Origin of the sequence: Pantoea sp. CS_6, from assembly GCF_041954745.1 — a bacterium.
Classification (GTDB): domain Bacteria; phylum Pseudomonadota; class Gammaproteobacteria; order Enterobacterales; family Enterobacteriaceae; genus Pantoea; species Pantoea stewartii.
Genome location: NZ_JAVAYG010000002.1, coordinates 100,224 through 118,582, shown reverse-complemented (window position 1 = coordinate 118,582; position 18,359 = coordinate 100,224). Strand labels below are relative to the sequence as shown.

The following is an 18,359-nucleotide window of genomic DNA, read 5'->3' as shown; positions in this document are numbered from 1 at the left end:
GCGCTTAAATCAACGGCACCGGGCGCTAAGGCGTCCATGTAAAAGGAAACCGTTGATGAAATGTGTGAATGCGGCCTCTTTCCTGCCGGTTTGTGGTGATGCCGTGATTGCGGATCTTGCCGAGCAGCAGCGGCTGCGCCTGCTTTCTCCCCGTAAATGGTTCAGAGAGACAATGGAGGTCAACACCGATCCGTCCATGCTCAATCCGCGGCTGATTGCCCAGTGGCTGGGTTCGGCTATTCCCGATGCACGTCTGCTGACGCTGGCGCTGAACAGCAGTCTTTGCTTTGGCCTCTATCGTCATACCCGGCAGATTGGTTTTGCGCGGGTCGTTACCGATATGGCCGAAACCTGGGTTATACAGGACCTGTTTATCTCGCCAGAGTATCGCTATATCGGGCTGGGATCCTGGCTGCTCCACTGCTGTCTGACCCACCCTGGCGCCAGTGGCTGTCATCGCATTATTGCACTGAGCGACAGCGCCCAGGACTTTCTTGAACGTAATGGATTCATTTGCCATGCCTCGCTGCCGGGTCTTTATCTCAGGGCGGTTGCCCCTTACGGCCTGAGCGACTCGTTGAGCGCTGACCGCGCCCACCACCATTAAGCGGACAGGACGCTTTGCCATGTGTGGCCTGCTGCAGTTTTTCATCCGACCTCAACCCGATAACGGCTGGACGCCGGGCACGGCAACTGATGCCCTGCCCGCCCATAAGGAAAACACCATGTCAGGTTTTATCCTTGTATCACATAATCATTCACAACGTTCCACGCTGTCTGCAATTTATGAAGGCCTGCTTTCCCGCCACGGCGGGCTCTGGATAAGCTGGGATGGTGAGACGACGATGCTGCCTTCTGATGCACCAAGGCCGCTGAGCATTCAGCAGAAAGGCCCTTATGAAACGCTGAACTTTCCTCTGTCTTCCGCCGAAGTGAAAGAGGGTTATCACCATTATGTTCATCAGGGATTGTGGCCGGTTTTCCACCAGCGTCCGGATTTGGCCCGCTTTTCTGCTGACGGCTATCGGGAATACAAAAAGATTAACGAAGCCTATGCGCGGGTCATCTGTGATAACGCTATGCCCGAAGACACCATCTGGATACAGGATTACCATCTGCTGGGCTGCGCCCATTACCTTCGTGAGGCCGGACTGACTAATCCTGTGGGCTTTTTCCTGCACCAGCCCTTTCCCTCAGGCACGATGTTTGAGGCGATTCCCGACTGGCGCTGGCTCACACAGTCGCTGCTGTGCTGTGATTTGCTCGGCTTTCAGACCGTTCAGGACCTGAACAACTTTATCGTCTGGCTGGAAAGCGAATTCCGCACCGAGCGCCTGAGCGTAGACAGCGTTCGCGTGCAGGGGCGGATTGTAAAGCTCGGCGTCTTTCCTGTCGGGATCGATCTGGACGATGTGCGCTGCCTGCGTGACAGCAACAGCTGTGCGTTTATGGAAATGCAGTGTCGTGAAAGCTTACCGGAAAACACCGTTCTGAGCGGCGGTCATCTTGATGAAAGCGCCGGACTGCCTTACCGCATCAGCGCGGTAGAAGTGTTACTGCGCAAACATGCCGTCTATCAAAAAAATATTACCCTGCTGCAACTGGCCCCGCCTGCTGCGGGCTACGCGGACCGGGCAGCGGCTGTCACGCACACGTTAGAAACTCTGTGCGGAGAATGTAATGGCGTGCATGGCATGATGAACTGGTATCCCGTGAATTGCCTGACGCATGCCTACAGCCGTGAGGAGCAGGCGGGTATTTATCGTGCCTCACGCGTCGCGCTGGTCACGCCCCTGATGTCAGGCATGAGTCTGATGGCGAAGATGTATGTGGCCCTGCAGGATCCAGAAAACCCGGGTGTGTTGATCCTGTCACAGTTTGCGGGCGCGGCGGAGCAGATGGACGGCGCGCTTATCGTCAATCCCTACGATCCGGATGCCATGGCCGATGCCATTCACAGTGCTCTGCTGATGCCGCTGCGTGAACGGCGACACCTGCACGCGCGCCTGATGAAGGGGTTACATCTGCATGACAGCCATCACTGGGCAGAGGCATTTCTGTCTGTGCTGGGCGGCATGCCGGTCCTTCCGGGCCCGGTTATGGCAGCCGCGCCCGCGTTGCGTCTGAGCAGCAGCCGGGTGCGCTACTGAGGTGACAGGCAAACGCTGCGCCAGTCAGCCCCCTGGCGCCGGTTGCGGCACGGCAGACAACCTGACCGGGTCGCTGTCCTTTGCTGGCACTCAGAGCAACGCTTCAAATCACAGCCGCTGTGCTTTCCAGCGCGGCAACAATCGCGGCTTCCATTTTTTCAGGAGAAGTGATGGGGGCAAATCGTCTGAGCGGTTTACCATCACGCGCGATCAGAAACTTAGTGAAATTCCACTTAATCCGCCCACCCAACACACCAGGCAATGCCTGTTTCAGGAAACGAAACACCGGGTGCGCTGCGGCGCCGTTGACCTCGACTTTCTCGAACATCGGGAAGCTCACGCCATAGTTGATATGGCAGGTCTGTGCGATATCGTCGGCATTACCGGGTTCCTGCCTGCCGAACTGGTTGCAGGGAAAGCCCAGTACCACCAGCCCCTGATCGGCATACTTTTTGTAAAGCGCTTCCAGGCCTGCATATTGGGGCGTGAAGCCACAATGACTGGCGGTATTCACCACCAACACCACCTTGCCTGCATAGTCGGCCATCGTAATGCGCTCGCCATGTAAACGGGTCGCACTGAGTTGATAAAAGACCGTCATAGTGTAATCCTCAGAGAAAAACTTTTATCGCCAGGACTGGCGCGCCGTACATCACAACACAGGGACCCGGCAAGCCGACTTTTGATCGGCGGCAAAGGCGCTGGCAACAGGATGTGGCCCGGCCCACCCGTTTTATGGCACACCCTCTTCGCGCTTAGCCAGGGATAACACTGGCCAGGGTATTTAAAAAGACGTGGCCAAAGCATAACAGAGAAATACGCCTGTCATTAAACCAGCGGTGTAAAGCGGAACGATGTCGCGTTAAGATGAAAAAGGCCCGGCCCCCGTGTTTACAGGCGTTTGTTGCCTGTCCCATCAGAGCGGCTGTCTGGCTCATCCTGTCCGTTTCTCCCAACGTCATTGGGCGATCAGTTACTTTGAAACCTGATGATTTGACCTCTAAAAATCAGAATCCAAAATAAACCTGTACAATGACTGATTTGTTGTATAACTTAGATCTATACACTCAGCATAATAACTGTACAATGGAGAAACTTATGCAACACAGACTGCCCGTAACTGGCGTAAGTAAAGATGTTTCATCCTTCTTCAGCCGCGCATCACTGCCCTCTCAGCAGGAAACGTTGGGCGTTGTTGTGGTTGAAATACTCAGAGCAGGTCGTACGCTGAACCGCAAAGCGCTTTGCAAGTCGCTCATTGAACGTATGAGCCATGTTTCTTCTCCTCAGGAAGAAGAACACCTGCAGGAACTGTTGCGCCTTCTGTTCTGATACTGGCTGGAACCTTCTGAAAGGGACTTTGCGGCACAGTGGCTGATATACACGACAGCCGGGCAGGCAAAACTTATTCAGAGAGTAATAATGACATACAGTAAAGATGAAAAACTCCGTGACACACTCATTGGAGAGGCTGCCCTGGCATCCCTTGAGGAGCAGGGCAGCGTCACATTCAAGAGCGTGCTGGAAAATCTTGATGCCATCATGCGTTCTTCTGACAGCGAAGAGAAAAGCCGCGCAGTCAGCATGGCCATCAGTGAAATTAAAGCCGATATGGCCGCTCGTCGCTCTCCTGATGACAGGGACGATGACCATGCCGCCCATCTGTCACAAGATGCCGATGAAACCTCACGGAACTGACCGTGTCTCAGCGTTATACACGTCTGTCAAAGCAAGTCATTTACGATTAACGACACAAGCAGGCTGTCTGTTTGGGGGTGAAAACAGCGTCGAAGCGTTATCCCTGCCAGGCAAGGCTTTCTGGAAGACAAAACGTTTCGTATTACCGTGACCGGAACGACACCAGAGAGAGTAAGGCCCGATATTCTGCGCACGTAGATTACGGCGACTGGCCCGACTGCGACGCAGATAAGAAGATGCCTGACGTGAAGCGGATATTAATGCATCTTTTTCATAAGCCGGATAATGAGTTCACCGCAGTCCGCGCGCGTTTTTGCCTCTACGCTATGTTCACTCATCGTCTGCAAGGCCTTCGTCAGGTCTTCAGGCATGACAGTGCCCTCCCGTCTCAGGAGCTGGCTGACGGTTCTGCCTACCAGAGCAAGCACCTCTTGTGGAATATCGTGCTCATTGTTTTTCAATCGTCCTCCCGGCAGGTGTATAAACATACAGTTTATCACTTTTCATCCCACCACCCAACCCTGGCTCTTTCTTGCGCTTTCAGGTTAAGACAGTGCAAATGAAACTGAACACCCGAAGAGATTACGCTAACGGTAATAACTTTAAATGAAAAAGATTTTCTCCCTTCCGGTCGCAGTGCCATTATGTTCCCTTTAACGCACGAATAACAGACTTGGTCTGGGTTACGCGTACCTGTTTCTGAGCGCATCACGACAGAACAGGGTAAGTGCTGAATATTTTAAGCAGGCATTATCTGCGGGGACGACTACAGTCAGTGGTGAGGTTGTCATAAATCGTACTTATGGAGGATTGACCGTGTTACTTCAAGACGACGAGAAAGGCCACGTCATTATTGGCGAAGCAGCATTGCACCTGGCGCTGGCTGACAGGGAAATAAACATTACTTCTCTGATGAATGAACTGAGACGCATGGCAACAGACAATTGCAGCGACGATCGCCTGAGTAAAATCCTGGAAGCCAGAACATGGCTAAGAGCATTTTTAACGCCCGGTCTCGTAAAGCAGCCAGTGCCCTACCTGCAGACACTTGCAGGCCTGAACGAAGAAAAGAAATAACGCCAATGGACGTAGTCCGGCCCCGGCCGGAAGACGACGATACGAGATAACCTCATCGGTCTCGCGCGAGCGTGTACCGGCCGGAGATACTGTCAGGGACGACACTTCACGGCATGTTGCGCATAACCACGGTGTTGTCTTTTGCTCCTCGTGCGGTCAAAACACGTTCTGTAAACGAAACGATCGCGTCAAACACGCGGAAACAGCTGGCTCACGACGCGTGGCGCTTTCTTTCAAGTACGGCCGCCCCCCTTCCTCACTGTGTTCCCCTGACACTCACTTTCGGGTTGACTTTGCAGCCTGTCAGAAATATGCAGGACGATTTAACGTTGACCTGCGTGTCGTTTTGTTTATAGTGAGTCGCTGTTCTGCTCAGGAAAGCACCATTTTGTCCCCTGACAGGCATCGCCGTCTGCCCCGGACATCGCGTCCCGGCAGGAATGTCCTTCCTGAAAGCCCCTTATGGCCGTAAAGGAGAATTACCATCATGCGTCTTACGCCACCCTGAGTTTTCCCCCTTCCCTGGCGCACCGGCTTAACCGATCGCGCACGCAATAACATCCCGACTGCGGATGTGCTTTTGCATCACTAAATTTTGCCCGCATGGGCTTACTTTCATCTAAAAAAATGAGAAATCAATATGTTGCTGTCCTCGACGCGTAAGGACTGGCTGGGTAACGTCCGGGGTGACGTCCTTGCCGGTATTGTGGTCGCGCTCGCCCTTATTCCAGAAGCGATCGCCTTTTCGATTATTGCTGGCGTAGATCCCCAGGTCGGACTCTACTCCGCGTTCTGTATTCCCTTCGTTATGGCCTTTCTCGGTGGCCGACCGGCGATGATTTCGTCGGCCACCGGCGCGATGGCGCTGCTGATGGTCACGCTGGTTAAAGAGCACGGCTTGCAGTATCTGCTGGCGACCTCCGTGCTGACCGGCCTTCTGCAGTTGCTGGCAGGCTATCTCAGGTTAGGCAGTCTGATGCGCTACGTCTCACGCTCGGTGGTGACCGGCTTCGTCAACGCGCTGGCCATCCTGATATTTATGGCCCAGTTGCCGGAACTGACTCATGTGAGCTGGCAGGTTTATGCCCTGACCGCTGCCGGGCTCGGCATCATTTATCTTTTCCCCCGGATCACCAAAGCCATCCCTTCCCCCCTGGTCTGCATTATTGTTCTGACTGCAATCTCTGTATGGCTCCATCTGGATGTGCGCACCGTCGGCGATATGGGCAGGCTGCCCGACAGCCTGCCCGTGTTTCTGATCCCGGACATTCCGCTGAATCTGCACACCCTGCTGATCATCCTGCCTTACGCCGCAGGCCTGGCTGTGGTGGGATTGCTGGAGTCGATGATGACCGCCACCATCGTGGATGACATGACCGATACAGGCAGCGATAAAAACCGCGAGTGCAAAGCGCAAGGGATCGCCAACATCTGTACCGCCTTTATTGGCGGTATGGCGGGCTGCGCCATGATTGGTCAGTCGGTGATTAACGTGAAGTCAGGCGGCCGGGGACGGTTGTCCACCCTGACGGCGGGCGTGGTGTTACTGCTGATGGTGGTCTTTCTGCGCCAGTGGGTGTCTCAGATCCCGATGGCAGCCCTGGTCGCCGTGATGATTATGGTATCTGTAGGAACCTTCTCCTGGCAGTCGATTGCCAACCTGCGCACCCATCCCATGTCCACCAGCGTGGTGATGCTGGCCACCGTCGTCGTTGTGGTCGCCACTCACAACCTGGCGCTGGGGGTGCTGATCGGCGTACTGATTGCCTCGCTGAACTTTGCCACTAAAGTGGCGCGCTTTATGGCGGTGTCCTCTGAACGGCAAGGCAACACACGAATTTATACCGTGACGGGCCAGGTCTTTTTTGCCTCGTCCGATCGCTTCACCCGCCATTTTGACGTCAGCGAGGAGGTGGAACGCGTCATTATTGATGTCACCCATGCACATTTCTGGGACATCACGTCAGTAAGCGCGCTGGACCGCATCGTGATCAAGTTCCGGCGGGAAGGCACGGAGGTCGGGCTGCGGGGAATGAATGCGGCAACGCAAACTTTGGTTGACCGCTTCGGCGTGCATGACAAACCTGACGAGATTGAAAGACTGATGAACGGTCACTGAGAAACAGGGCTGGGGCTGTTTGTCCCAGCCACTGGAGGCGTGGCCAGACGCGCCACGCTTTCCCGCAGTTGAGTGTTTCGGATGGGCCTTCTACGCTTAAGCCTGACCAGATGGGCGTTACTGTACCGTCTGTTTATATTCAACGGTTAACGGAGGTCAAATGACAGACACGACTGTCACCCATAGAGATACCCACACGCTTTTTTTTGATGTCAATGAAACCCTCCTGGATACCGCGCCGTTAAAAGCCTGTGTGGTGCGTCGCCTGGGCAATAAACCCGAACGCGCAGAAGCCTGGTTCACTTCGCTGCTGCATTACTCGCTGGTGGAATCCGTCACAGGCAGCTGGCACAGCTTTGGTGATATCGCAGAAGCCGTGCTGCAGATGACCGCCGAACGCTATGGGATCACGCCTTTACCTGACGCTACTTCGCTGGCTGACGCCTTATCGGCCATGCCGGCTTTTCCTGACGTTGCAGACGGTTTATCCGCATTAAAATCGCACGGCCTGACGCTGGTGGCGTTGACGAACTCGTCACAGGCGCTGGCTGAAAAACAACTCAGTCAGGCGGGACTAAGCTCTTTTTTCAGCCGGGTGCTCAGCGTCGAGTCATTACAGGTCTATAAGCCGGATTTGCGCGTTTATCGCTGGGCAATGGATGAAATGAAACAGCCAGCCACATCATGCATGATGGTAGCCGCGCACGGCTGGGATGTCGGCGGTGCGAAGCGCGCGGGGATGAAAACCGCCTTTATCGCGCGGCCGGGACAAACGCCTTTCCCGTTGGCGCCTGAACCCGATGTGATCGTCAGGGATATTGGCGCGCTTGCCGCTGTGTTCACTCACCGGTGAAACAGAACCTGCCCCGCGGTAACGACAGCCCGCAGGGCAGAAAAACCCACGCATCCCTGCTATGATCGCCGCCTGAAAAGCAGTAAGCACTTTCCCTGAGGACCTGATATGACCCCTGATGTTCCACTCAAGTATTATGACATTGCTGAAGAATACGCGGCAGAGACAGCAACGCCGGTCAGCGAGTCAGAACATGATGCGCTGGCGCACTACTTCCAGTTACTGATTACCCGGCTGATGAATAACGAAGCGATCAGCGAAGACGCGCAGCAGGAGATGGCCGCCGAGGCAGGCATTGATGCGGCGCGTATTGACGAGATCGCCACCTTTCTGAATCAATGGGGCAATGAGGACTAATGTCGATAATTGATGCACGTCCGTGCATCAGTTTTATGGGCTGCCTGTCCGCTTTCTGTTTCTTTTAATATATGGACTCAAAAAAAGGCTTTTTCACACTCAGCAGGAGCAAGAGGAACGGCACAATGCCTGATGTGGGCGGTCAAGAAAGTGAATGTCACAACGGAGCGCCGTCATGTGAAACTGCACCTGTGCCGGGCACAGGCGCAGACGATAAACGCTAGGACGCGTGTTTGCCGAAGGATACCGACTCCTCCTCCTCATTGGTAATATTAGGTTTCGCCAGGCTGGCGCTCACGCCCCAAAAGTAGCAGACCAGGGATGCGACAATGATAAGGATCATATCGAATGGCGTGCTAATCACGCCGCTCCCGCCGTAGGTACCGAGCATGGAAATCACCATCACCACAATGTAGTAAGCCAGCAGCCACCAAGCGCAACGCAGATCCTGACTGAATTCGCTGTTCTTCTTACCAAAGACGGCGTAAGCGACCCAGGCAATAATCAGGATCGGGATAAGAATCTCATTGACCGACCAGCCGCTCCAGTAAATCAGGAGCGTACTGGCTACAAACGCCAGCGGACTGAGCAGCCCGGCTATCGGCAGGCGAAACGGGCGCTGCATGTCCGGCAGGTGACGACGAAATGCGCCCAGCGTGATCGGGCCCGGCATATAGGTAAAGACGGTGGCCGAGGTGACCGCACCGATTAATCCGCCCCAGACCTGAAACTCAGAAGGCAGCGTCCAGGCGATGGCCAGCAGCAGCGATAACCACAATGCGCCGCGTGGTACGCCCGATTTTGCATCCACTTCACCAAACACTTTAAACAGATGACCGTTACGCGCCCAGGCAAACAGCACGCGCGCAGCCCCCGCCAGATAGATGTTGCCGGTTCCGGCCGGAGAAATCACGGCGTCGATAAGAATCAGGTTAATCAGCCAGGTCAGTCCCAGGCTGCGCGCTAAATCGGCATAGGGCGACTGGAACACCTGCTTCAGCCCGGCCCAGCCATGTTGTGACAGTAAATCGGCCGGCACCGCGCCCATAAAGGCATACTGCAGGGCCAGGTAAATCACGAAGCTGACAGCAATGGCAATACCAATCGCCAGCGGTACGTTGCGCTGTGGGTTTTTGGCTTCACTCGCAAAATCCACGGCCTGGCGAAAACCAAGGTAGGCAAAGACAATCCCTGCCCCCGTCAGCGAGCTAAAAACACCATGCGCCCCGCCCGGCGGTGCTGGCGGAACGTCAAGATTCGGCGCATGAAAGTAAAGCAGGAGCGTAATGATGGTCAGTACCGGCACGATAAATTTGAAGGTGGTAACAATGGTATTCACACGACCAAAAAAACTCACGCTCCAGTAGTTAAGCAGGAAAAATACCACCAGCAGCCCAATCTGCACCACAAACCCTAATCCCGTTGGGCTGCCGTCCGTATGCCCCAGGGCAGGCCACCAGTAAATCGCGTACTGACGAACGGCCTCCACTTCCACTCCGGCGGTGCTGGTATACGCCAGCAGAGAACTGACACCAATGACAAAGCCGACGATATTGCCGTGCGAATAGTTGGGATAGCGCACAAAACCGCCTGCGCGCGGCAACGCCGAGGAGAGCTCGGCGTAAACCAGGCCAATCATCAGCACAATCACCGCACCCAGCACCCAGGCCCAGCCGGTATGGCTGCCTGCATAACCGGAGCTGTTAAGGGCGGCATACAGCCAGCCCGACCCGATCATGGAGCCGATGCCCAGTAACGACAGATCGACCAATCCTAATTTCTTTTTAAGTCCCGTGGACGCCATAATATGCCCCTGTATGATTTTGATTATTAGATGTTGTGCGTGGGAATAAAGCATATTGTGTGCCAGCACTATTTTACTGTCGTGATGGTTTATGTAAGAAACATTCTGGTTCACATAAGCAGGCGATAAAGGGTTTCAGGCGATACTTTCTACGGAAATAAACAGATCTGTCGACAATCAGGGCAAAATTAAGCAGGAGATCACGGTGCAAGGCGCACTGCAATGATCCGAAAAATATATTGTGAAGGTAATTGAAACATTCCGTCACCGGTAAAAAAGTCATGACACAGTTTTGGACGCCTCTGAGCCTGAAAGCCGGTGAAACAGCCCCCTGAGAAACTGACGCGCCTACCTTCTGCCCTGCCTTAGTCAGGCTTTGTACGCCCGCCGTTCGCATTTTGCCGGGCCATCCGATGCGGGAACGTCAGACGCAAAAACAGGCTTTCCCCATCCTCATTAATATGATCAATAAGAGCGGGCAGTCACAGACGGCGTTTTTTGCACCAGGCCGACACGTAAAGATGTGTTCTGGCCTGCCGGGAATAAAAACAGATTGGTCAGGCGGCACGGAACTTTTTTATCTGGCCCGCTGATGGTGTGTTAATACCCTGTCCGCAACATGAAGGGAGAATAAGTGAGAAAATGACGCAGTGCGGTGCCCTTATTTAAACAGCGGATGTCAGTGAATCATCTTTATTAAACGGGCACATTTTGCGCCTGTTGCCAGCGTCCTTAACGGATCCGGTAATCCAGCCCATCCGGGCTGGATTACCGGCACAACAGGCTCCCGGGAAAGCCACCGTTACCCGATACTCAACTTTGGGTAGGCTTCCCACTATACCGGCTGATCGGTTTTTCAGACGGCTGTTTCATCTCACGTCCAAACGCGCGGACGCCTGCCAGAGCCGGTTTAATCCCGCGCCATAACTCTTCATCTTTCAGTAATCGGATGATGCCGCGGATGCCGGGTGCGCTTTTGTCTTCCCCGGCCAGTCCGGCCCCCCGCATCGCTTTTGCGGCATTAACGATCCCCAACAGCACAGGATTGAACTCTTCGGGGGGAATCGTTGCCAGCGCCTTAAAGACCAGGGACAGATTCTGCATGGCATTAAGCGCTCCAGGCTGGTTCAGGCCGTCAACCAGCACTCCGGCAATCTGGGTATTGGCATTGACGATATCTGTAGCCAGACGCAGGAAGCCATGTTGATGAAGGCTTTCCAGCAGCGTGGCAAGGGCTTCGTTTGCTGTGGGCTCGGTGCGCGTGGGCGGCACGTCATACTTTAGCGGTTCAGCCATTAAAACTTCTCCGGATGGGCGGTGTGTTCAGGCGGCAGCGTATAACCTGGCTGACGCCATTTATCCTCAACGGGCAGATGATCGCGCGGCGTGCGGTGCCCATGGCGAAAATTGTGCGACGGCAGCGGTGAAGCGTGAGGAGGACGCGCCAGCTTCTCCAGGCGAATGGCAATTTCTTTATAGGCTGGCGTCTGCACGTCTGGATCGTGATGATCCCCCGTGAGTCCGTTTACGCCCGGCTTACCATGATGTATCGGGATAAAAAGGATATTACCTGCCACGCGTTCAGTAATGATCACCGGCACCTCAAGCGCACCGCGCCGTGACGTCAGTCTGACCCAGTCGCCTTCCTGCAAGTGACGCTCCTGCGCCAGTGCGGGGCTGATTTCAACGTACCAGTGAGGCGACAGCGAGGTGATTCGTCCCCCCGCCCCCGTCTGGTTGGTGGCCTGAAAATGCTCCAGCATGCGGCCGTTGTTAAGCAGCAGATCATAATGGGCATCGCTCTCCTCGGCAGGCGCTTCCCACTGCAACGGATAAAGCCGCGCTTTGCCATCGGGGAAGTGAAAACCGTCGGTATAGAGCAACGGCGTGCTACTGCCGTCGGCGCTGACAGGCCAGAGCTGTGACTGCCAGCCCGCCAGCCGGTCATAGCTGACGCCGGCAAAGATACCGGCGATGCGCGCCGCTTCCGCCATGATGTCGGCAGGATGCTGATAATACCAGGGATGGCCCAGACGGCTGGCGAGTTCGGTCAGTATCCGCCAGTCGGGACGACTGTCGCCTAAGGGCGGTAGCACCTCGTAAAAGCGCTGGATACGCCGTTCGGTATTCACGAACGTCCCCTCTTTTTCGACGCTCGGGCAGGCAGGCAACACGACATCCGCAAATTCTGCCGTCCGGCTCATAAAGATATCCTGCACCACCATAAAATCGAGACGACTGAACGCCTCATGGACTTTTGTGGAATGCGCATCCGCAAATGCCGTTTCTTCACCAATGATGTACATCGCTTTCAGCGTGCCCTGATGCGCCTGCTCGATCATCCGGTAATTATCTGCGCCCTCTTCCGCCGAAAGCGCTTCCGGATCGACGCCCCAGGCCGCCGCCCATTTTTGCCGCACGGCCGGATCCGTGACGCTTTCATAGCCGGGATAGACATTACTCAGGCAGCCAAAATCACTGGCCCCCTGCACATTATTGTGGCCGCGCATGGGATACCCGCCGGTGCCTGGCTTACCATAGTTGCCGGTCACCAGCAGCAGATTCGAGAGTGCGGTGCTGGTATCCGAACCGTGACTGTGCTGCGTAATGCCCATCGCCCACAACAGACAGGCGCTTTTGGCCTGGCCTATCATTTCTGCCGCGTTCGTCAGTTCCTGCACACTCAGACCGGTTAACTGACTGGCATAGTCGAGCGTGAAAGGCGCCAGCGACGCCCGAAACTCGGCGACGTTATTGACCTTTTCGGCAAGAAAGGCCTCATCGGCATAACCGTGATCGAACATGTAACGCGCCATCGCCGATGCCCATACCATGTCATAACCCGGCTTAATCCGCAGGTACAGATCCGCGCGCTCAGCCATTTCATGGCGACGGGGATCCACAACGAGAAGCTGCTGCCCGTGATGTTTATGGGACTGTTTGATATGGGAGGCAATGACCGGGTGATTTTCTGCAATGTTGCTGCCGACGATAATGATCAGCGACGCCTGCTGCATATCCTTGATGGTTCCCGCGTCGCCCCCATGCCCGACGGTCCGGAACAATCCCTGGGTGGCAGGGTTTTGACAATAGCGGGAGGAGTTATCGACATTGTTAGTGCCAAAGATTAAACGGGCGATTTTTTGTGTCAGATAGGCTTCTTCATTACTGGCTTTACTGGAACCGATAAAGCCGATGCTGTTGCCGCCCGACTGTCGATGAATCTGCGTCAGGCGCTGGACGATAACCGCCAGCGCTTCATCCCAGCTGGCGGGACGAAAGCGCCCCTGCTCACGGATAAGCGGGGTGGTCAGGCGGTGCGGATCATTCACAAAATCCCAGCCAAACTTGCCTTTTACACAGGTTGAAATGCCGTTTGCGGGTGCATCTGCAACCGGCTGCACTTTTAAGATGTGGCGATCACGCGTCCACATTTCAAAACTGCAGCCTACGCCACAATAAGTGCAGACCGTTTTCGTTTTTTTAATTTCAGACTGGCGCATCGCCATATCGATCAGTGAAACACCGGTAACGGGTCCCGCGCCGATGCTGTTTTCCAGTTTTTTAACCACGTCAATCAGCGGACGTTTCACGGTTTCCGGCATATTGGTGAAGGGACCGGCATTGGGCTGCATCGTTTTTTCCAGCAGCGCATTGCAGGGGCAAACGGTAACGCAATGGCCGCAGCTCACACAGCTTGATCCGGCTATGCGCTCGCCACCGTCCCACAATACGCGGGGATGATCGGCGGTGTAATCGATAGACAGCGTTTCGTTTACCTCGACGTTCTGGCACGCCTCTACACAGCGACCACAGAGGATACACTGGTCAGGATCGTAAGTATAAAAGGGGTTGGTATGGTCTTTTTCCGCAGGTTTACGCTCATAGGGATAATACTGAATCGGTATCGCCATATCGCTGACCGCGTTGTGTAAGGTGCAGTCGCCGGTATTGTGTTCGCATACCGTACAGTAAAGTTCATGGCGCGCTAAAACGCGGTCCATGCCCTCTTCCTGCGCCGCCTGCGCCTGCGGATCTACACTGCTCACCACCATGTCGTGTGCGGTTTCTAACGTACATCCCCGCACCAGTTTGCCCGCATGCTCTACCCAACAGACATCACAGGTTTCCAGTGGCTTCAGAGCGGGGTGATAACAGACATGCGGCAGTTTTTTGCCGTGCAGTTCGAGAAAATCAATCAGGGGCAAACCTGCCTGACCTGACAGCCGTTCCCCGTTGTAGACAATGGTGCATGTTTCCATGATTTTACCTTTTTTCTTTTCGCGGATGGGATACGCGGTCATCGGCTTTCTGCCTGTATAAAGGCCAGGTAATTTTTATTTCCTGTTAAAACTAGTTGTGCACAGTCGATAAATCAGGCGAGACGGCAGGAGAATTTGAGGGCAAAGGGGTAACAAAGTGTAAGCGCAATATCGGAAACAGGATTCTTATACCAACGGAATATGAAACAGGCAGCCAGCCACCAGGAAAACTCTTAAATTCTTTTTTTTGCTCCCTTCCTAATAGTTTTAGGTTGCCGCTTACGCTTGCGAAAAAATATTTTGTGAAATTAACTTAGCGACAGGTTTCCCCCAAACCGAATTTCACTGTTTCACTTAACCGCCGCGCCGGCGGTTTTTTTTCGCTTAAATAAAGCCAGCAAATGACGTAGCGCCATCATATAACAGACCCGCGTTTTTTCGGTGCATACTTTCGGATGCCAAACGATTATATTCACGTTTCTCTCGTATTATAAACGCCGCCCTGTACCAGACCTTTCCACAGCAGGTATGGGCTGTGACTTACGCTGGCACAGTGAAGGCGAGGCGGCCTCGTCCTTTGCCAGCCATGCTGTTGAGATAAAACGTCATCGGTCAGCCAGCTAACCACAGGGGCCGTCTTTAACCGCCAACAGTCCGGTCCCCCGTACTCAGACGAGATCCCAGACTGCGGCGGCCCGGTTAACTGCGGATTATTCAGGGTTTTAAAATCACTTTTGTCCACCCGCTGTCGCGGTTGTCAAAATGTTTATAGCCCTCTGCGGCTTCTGTCAGCTGTAGCCGGTGGGAAATGATTTGTCCCGGCTTCGCTTTGTCCTGCGCGATCAGACGCGCCAGCTGGCGGTTATAGGCTTTGACGTTTGCCTGGCCAGTGCGGACAGACTGGCCTTTAAACCAGAAGCTGCCGAAGTCGAAAGGCATTTTACCTTCTTTCGCCAGATCGGTGGCAGCACCAGGATCCTGTGGCACAAACACACCCACCACACCAATGCCGCCCGTCGCTTTGGTGGAGGCCACCAGGCTGTTCATGGTGTCGGCGTTATCTTCAACCCCATGTTTGTTACAGCACTGATATCCCACACATTCGCAGCCACAATCGGTGCCCCGGCCATCCGTCAGGTCGAGGATTTTATTTACCGCATCGGCCCCGGTGGCATTAATGGCAATGGCACCGAGTTTTTCAGCCAACGCCAGCCTGTCGGCGTGCGTGTCCACGACGTACACTTCGGAGGCACCCTTGATAATCGCCGAATGCGCCGCCATCAGTCCTACCGGCCCAGCGCCATAGATAGCCACACTTTCACCGGGTTTGAGCCCCGCCAGTTCAGTGGCATGCCAGCCGGTGGGAAAAATATCAGACAGCATGACGTAATCGTCTTCCTTTTCAACCGCATCGGGTGGCAGCACCAGGCAGTTAAAATCGGCAAAGGGTACGCGCAATAATTCTGCCTGACCACCAGACCAGGGCCCCATTTCGGCAAAGCCGTACGCCGCCCCTGCCGTGCCTGGATTGGTCGTCAGGCAGAAGCCTGTCAGCCCTTTTTCACAGTTTTCGCAGAATCCGCAGCCGACGTTGAAAGGCAGGCAGACATAATCTCCGACTTTCACGCGCTCTACACCGCTGCCGATCTCTACCACCTGCCCCAGATTTTCATGGCCCAGGATACGGCCCTGTTCGAAGCTGGTACGCCCTTCGTACATATGAAGATCGGATCCGCAAATATTGGTGGTGGTGATACGAACCAGAACATCCGTGGGACGCTCAATTTTGGCATCGGGCACGTCTTTTACTGACACATCGTATGGTCCGTTATAAACGACTGCTTTCATATTTTTCCCCTCGGGTCATGGATGATTTGGCGCCCACCGGCCCTGACCGGGACGGCGAGCGGCATCAGATTTTCTGGGCTGGTTAATCAGCCTGACGCTAATCGTGCGTTCGCTGTGGAAAGAGGCCGTTCGCTTAAAATACGCGTGACTAAAAAGCGTGATTGCCTGCCCTGTTTTTAAAATAATTAGGGTTGCGCAATATTTTCGGATATTTCCGACAAATTTAACTACGGTGGAATAATGACAGATTCCCTCTGGAATGACCTGCGATACATTTCTCCTTCGTGGTTAAGATTTGCCTTCATGTTCTTTTTAAATCAGTCTTAAAAGCGTAACTGAGATAAATAAAATTGCTGCTCATCGTGAAAATTAATTCAAATAAAAATAACTTAGACTTTTTTTACAATGACTTATCTGAGAAGGTGATTATGTGAACGGAAGTTACAAAGGAGAAAAGCGAAGCCGCCTGCTGATTTAATGCACAGCAAGGCCGTAAACCTGAACAGATTAATTACAGACGGTATCCGAAAACATGCATTCCTTCTGTCTGACAGAAAATCGTGTTTATTTTTCACAGGTTGCGCATTATGCCCGGCAGGGGATTATCACGGCCTGGCTTATATTACCTTTCTGCGTGTTAATTTATCATGGCAGTATTCGCGCTTGTGGCCCGTTCACGCCGGGCTTTAATTACAGGCTGCCGGATGCTTACTCTGTCAATACAGATTCAGGCAATACGCTGATCCTGCCTGTGTGCTAACGGTTCTTTCCTTCGGTGCTGAGCCGGTCTGGCGGGTCAGACCGGTGTGGAGACATAAACGTGCACAACGCTATCAGGCAGGGAGATGGCAGCAGGTAAGTGATCTCCGGCCTGCCCCGTCCGATGAGGTGCCTGCGAGGGCGCAGGTTTTTACGATGCGGCAGCGTGCCCATTCAGCTGGGTTTTGAACGTCCCGGCAATATCTTACTTTCCGCGCCCTGCTGTTTAGCGGAAAAATCCTGTTCCACAGGGTGTTCTGTGCCCATCCGGCTACTGATGTCGATACCGAACACACAGAAGCCCAGCAAGTCTTTGGCTTCATCTTCCACCCGGGTAATGATAACCAGATCAATTCGACCGCCCGGCAGCGTCACTTCATAAGGCGGATAAGGCAGCCCTTTTTCACGGAAGTTTTGAAGCCATAACAGTTTATCCGCCTCCGAAGGGATGACTTCATAGATATAACGGTCGATGAGATCGTCCAGCTCCCAGCAGACGCGTTCGGCGAAGGTCTCACTGGCATCCACGATCCGGAGATCCGTGTTGAGGAAACAGATGGAGGTCCCGGGCGCAGCGTACATGGACGAGATCTGATGCGCGCGCTGATCGAGAGACATGCGTTCTACCCTGCGATGAAATTTTTTGCCCGGTCGGGTGAGTAACAACGCATGCGTCTCATCTGCGGTCAGCGGCTTGCCGAATAAATAGCCCTGCGCATAGGTGCAGCCTATCTTACGCAGCATTTCCGCTTCTTCCTCTGTTTCAACCCCTTCGGCGATCACATCCATATCCAGGCTGCGTCCCAGGCCGACAACGCTGGAAACAATCTTGCGACTGTCCTTTTGGTGCAGCATTGAGCGAATGAAACTGCTGTCGATTTTGATTGTGGTGGCAGGAAGCTGAATGAGCCAGGCCAGGCTTGAGAAGCCGGTGCCAAAGTCATCCATTGCTATCATGCAGCCCATCTCTGAAAGGTAATCAATCTGCGCACGCGCTGAATCCACATCATCTATCAGAGCCGTTTCGGTGATTTCTATCTTGAGCCTGGGCAAACTGAAGGCGTACTGATTTGCCACGTGCTTGATGATGTCAGGCAGATGACGGCCCTTCAGTTGGGAAGGCGAAACATTAACCGATAAAAACTGCTGTTCGGGCCAGGTGCCTGCGGTCAGAATGCCCTGAGTTAACAGGACGGCGGTCAGTTCATTCAGCAGGCCCTGACGTTCCATTTCGGGAATGAATTGATCGGGCGGGATAATAAGCCCGTCCGGTAAAACGCGGCGGGCCAGCATTTCAAAGCCGACTACCCGCTCATCCTCGAGCGACACAATCGGCTGAAAATAAGGCGTAAATTCACCGGCCTGAAGCCGTTTCTTAAAGCAGGTATGCAATGTCGCATTTTTTCTTTTCGTGTTCATTCAGGTGCCTGCA

The 18,359-nt window shown here is 54.1% G+C and carries 15 protein-coding genes; 8 read left to right on the top strand and 7 right to left on the bottom strand.

Features of this window, described 5'->3' with window-relative positions:
* The first annotated feature begins 55 nt into the window (after nt 1–55).
* Nucleotides 56–607 (top strand): GNAT family N-acetyltransferase, encoded by a 552-nt coding sequence (locus RAC90_RS03550; protein ID WP_054633930.1) that lies wholly within the window; start codon nt 56–58, stop codon nt 605–607.
* Between the two features lie 118 nt (nt 608–725).
* Complete coding sequence (locus tag RAC90_RS03545; RefSeq protein WP_375124056.1) at nt 726–2,150, top strand: trehalose-6-phosphate synthase; 1,425 nt, start codon at nt 726–728, stop codon at nt 2,148–2,150.
* Between the two features lie 103 nt (nt 2,151–2,253).
* On the opposite strand, the gene RAC90_RS03540 is transcribed toward RAC90_RS03545, so the two are convergent.
* A complete protein-coding gene (locus tag RAC90_RS03540) occupies nt 2,254–2,751 on the bottom strand; it encodes a glutathione peroxidase (protein ID WP_058708729.1) in 498 nt (165 codons plus the stop codon).
* Nucleotides 2,752–3,248: 497 nt separating this feature from the next.
* Here RAC90_RS03540 and ycgZ point away from each other — a divergent pair, with 497 nt between their 5' ends.
* Together ycgZ and RAC90_RS03530 are read left to right on the top strand one after the other, a co-directional pair.
* Complete coding sequence (gene ycgZ / locus RAC90_RS03535) at nt 3,249–3,482, top strand: regulatory protein YcgZ (RefSeq protein WP_006119672.1); 234 nt, start codon at nt 3,249–3,251, stop codon at nt 3,480–3,482.
* 90 nt (nt 3,483–3,572) lie between these two features.
* The gene (locus RAC90_RS03530) at nt 3,573–3,848 is read left to right on the top strand and encodes a hypothetical protein (protein ID WP_033741039.1); all 276 of its coding nucleotides are present in this window, start codon (nt 3,573–3,575) and stop codon (nt 3,846–3,848) included.
* A 257-nt stretch (nt 3,849–4,105) separates the two neighbouring features.
* Here RAC90_RS03530 and RAC90_RS03525 read toward each other — a convergent pair whose 3' ends face one another.
* The gene (locus RAC90_RS03525; RefSeq protein WP_375123968.1) at nt 4,106–4,309 is read right to left on the bottom strand and encodes a hypothetical protein; all 204 of its coding nucleotides are present in this window, start codon (nt 4,307–4,309) and stop codon (nt 4,106–4,108) included.
* Between the two features lie 355 nt (nt 4,310–4,664).
* Here RAC90_RS03525 and RAC90_RS03520 point away from each other — a divergent pair, with 355 nt between their 5' ends.
* The 4 genes from RAC90_RS03520 to RAC90_RS03505 all read left to right on the top strand — a co-directional run bounded on the left by RAC90_RS03520 (nt 4,665) and on the right by RAC90_RS03505 (nt 8,254).
* Nucleotides 4,665–4,925, top strand: coding sequence for a hypothetical protein (locus tag RAC90_RS03520; RefSeq protein WP_006119675.1), 261 nt, complete (start codon nt 4,665–4,667; stop codon nt 4,923–4,925).
* Nucleotides 4,926–5,565: 640 nt separating this feature from the next.
* On the top strand, nt 5,566–7,044 hold the full coding sequence (locus RAC90_RS03515; RefSeq protein ID WP_039340743.1) for a SulP family inorganic anion transporter: 1,479 nt from the start codon (nt 5,566–5,568) through the stop codon (nt 7,042–7,044).
* A 160-nt stretch (nt 7,045–7,204) separates the two neighbouring features.
* Nucleotides 7,205–7,897 carry a haloacid dehalogenase type II gene (locus tag RAC90_RS03510; protein WP_375123967.1) on the top strand — a complete coding sequence of 231 codons (693 nt, stop codon included), beginning with the start codon at nt 7,205–7,207 and terminating at the stop codon, nt 7,895–7,897.
* Nucleotides 7,898–8,005: 108 nt separating this feature from the next.
* Entirely contained in the window at nt 8,006–8,254 is a 249-nt protein-coding gene (locus RAC90_RS03505; protein WP_006119678.1) for a DUF2543 family protein, read from the top strand.
* Between the two features lie 220 nt (nt 8,255–8,474).
* Here the strand turns inward: RAC90_RS03505 and RAC90_RS03500 are convergent, their stop codons facing one another.
* The 5 genes from RAC90_RS03500 to RAC90_RS03480 form a co-directional block, all read right to left on the bottom strand.
* Nucleotides 8,475–10,058: an APC family permease gene (locus RAC90_RS03500; protein ID WP_039340752.1), complete on the bottom strand. Its 1,584-nt coding sequence runs from the start codon at nt 10,056–10,058 to the stop codon at nt 8,475–8,477.
* 813 nt (nt 10,059–10,871) lie between these two features.
* Complete coding sequence (locus RAC90_RS03495) at nt 10,872–11,354, bottom strand: DUF1641 domain-containing protein (protein ID WP_039340755.1); 483 nt, start codon at nt 11,352–11,354, stop codon at nt 10,872–10,874.
* Nucleotides 11,354–14,320 carry a formate dehydrogenase subunit alpha gene (gene fdhF, locus RAC90_RS03490; RefSeq protein WP_058708742.1) on the bottom strand — a complete coding sequence of 989 codons (2,967 nt, stop codon included), beginning with the start codon at nt 14,318–14,320 and terminating at the stop codon, nt 11,354–11,356. Before fdhF ends, RAC90_RS03495 begins: the two co-directional genes overlap by 1 nt.
* A 714-nt stretch (nt 14,321–15,034) precedes the next feature.
* Entirely contained in the window at nt 15,035–16,168 is a 1,134-nt protein-coding gene (locus tag RAC90_RS03485) for a glutathione-independent formaldehyde dehydrogenase (RefSeq protein ID WP_033741031.1), read from the bottom strand.
* Nucleotides 16,169–17,101: 933 nt separating this feature from the next.
* Entirely contained in the window at nt 17,102–18,346 is a 1,245-nt protein-coding gene (locus RAC90_RS03480) for an EAL domain-containing protein (protein WP_375123966.1), read from the bottom strand.
* Nucleotides 18,347–18,359 lie beyond the last annotated feature (13 nt).

What these genes read in the sequence shown, in the direction of transcription:
- RAC90_RS03495 (WP_039340755.1), bottom strand. Translation starts at nt 11,354, where the DNA reads ATGGCTGAACCGCTAAAGTATGACGTGCCGCCCACGCGCACCGAGCCC.
- fdhF (WP_058708742.1), bottom strand. Translation starts at nt 14,320, where the DNA reads ATGGAAACATGCACCATTGTCTACAACGGGGAACGGCTGTCAGGTCAG.
- RAC90_RS03505 (WP_006119678.1), top strand. Translation starts at nt 8,006, where the DNA reads ATGACCCCTGATGTTCCACTCAAGTATTATGACATTGCTGAAGAATAC.
- RAC90_RS03510 (WP_375123967.1), top strand. Translation starts at nt 7,205, where the DNA reads ATGACAGACACGACTGTCACCCATAGAGATACCCACACGCTTTTTTTT.
- RAC90_RS03515 (WP_039340743.1), top strand. Translation starts at nt 5,566, where the DNA reads ATGTTGCTGTCCTCGACGCGTAAGGACTGGCTGGGTAACGTCCGGGGT.
- RAC90_RS03530 (WP_033741039.1), top strand. Translation starts at nt 3,573, where the DNA reads ATGACATACAGTAAAGATGAAAAACTCCGTGACACACTCATTGGAGAG.
- RAC90_RS03485 (WP_033741031.1), bottom strand. Translation starts at nt 16,168, where the DNA reads ATGAAAGCAGTCGTTTATAACGGACCATACGATGTGTCAGTAAAAGAC.
- RAC90_RS03500 (WP_039340752.1), bottom strand. Translation starts at nt 10,058, where the DNA reads ATGGCGTCCACGGGACTTAAAAAGAAATTAGGATTGGTCGATCTGTCG.
- RAC90_RS03480 (WP_375123966.1), bottom strand. Translation starts at nt 18,346, where the DNA reads ATGAACACGAAAAGAAAAAATGCGACATTGCATACCTGCTTTAAGAAA.
- RAC90_RS03545 (WP_375124056.1), top strand. Translation starts at nt 726, where the DNA reads ATGTCAGGTTTTATCCTTGTATCACATAATCATTCACAACGTTCCACG.
- RAC90_RS03550 (WP_054633930.1), top strand. Translation starts at nt 56, where the DNA reads ATGAAATGTGTGAATGCGGCCTCTTTCCTGCCGGTTTGTGGTGATGCC.
- RAC90_RS03540 (WP_058708729.1), bottom strand. Translation starts at nt 2,751, where the DNA reads ATGACGGTCTTTTATCAACTCAGTGCGACCCGTTTACATGGCGAGCGC.
- ycgZ (WP_006119672.1), top strand. Translation starts at nt 3,249, where the DNA reads ATGCAACACAGACTGCCCGTAACTGGCGTAAGTAAAGATGTTTCATCC.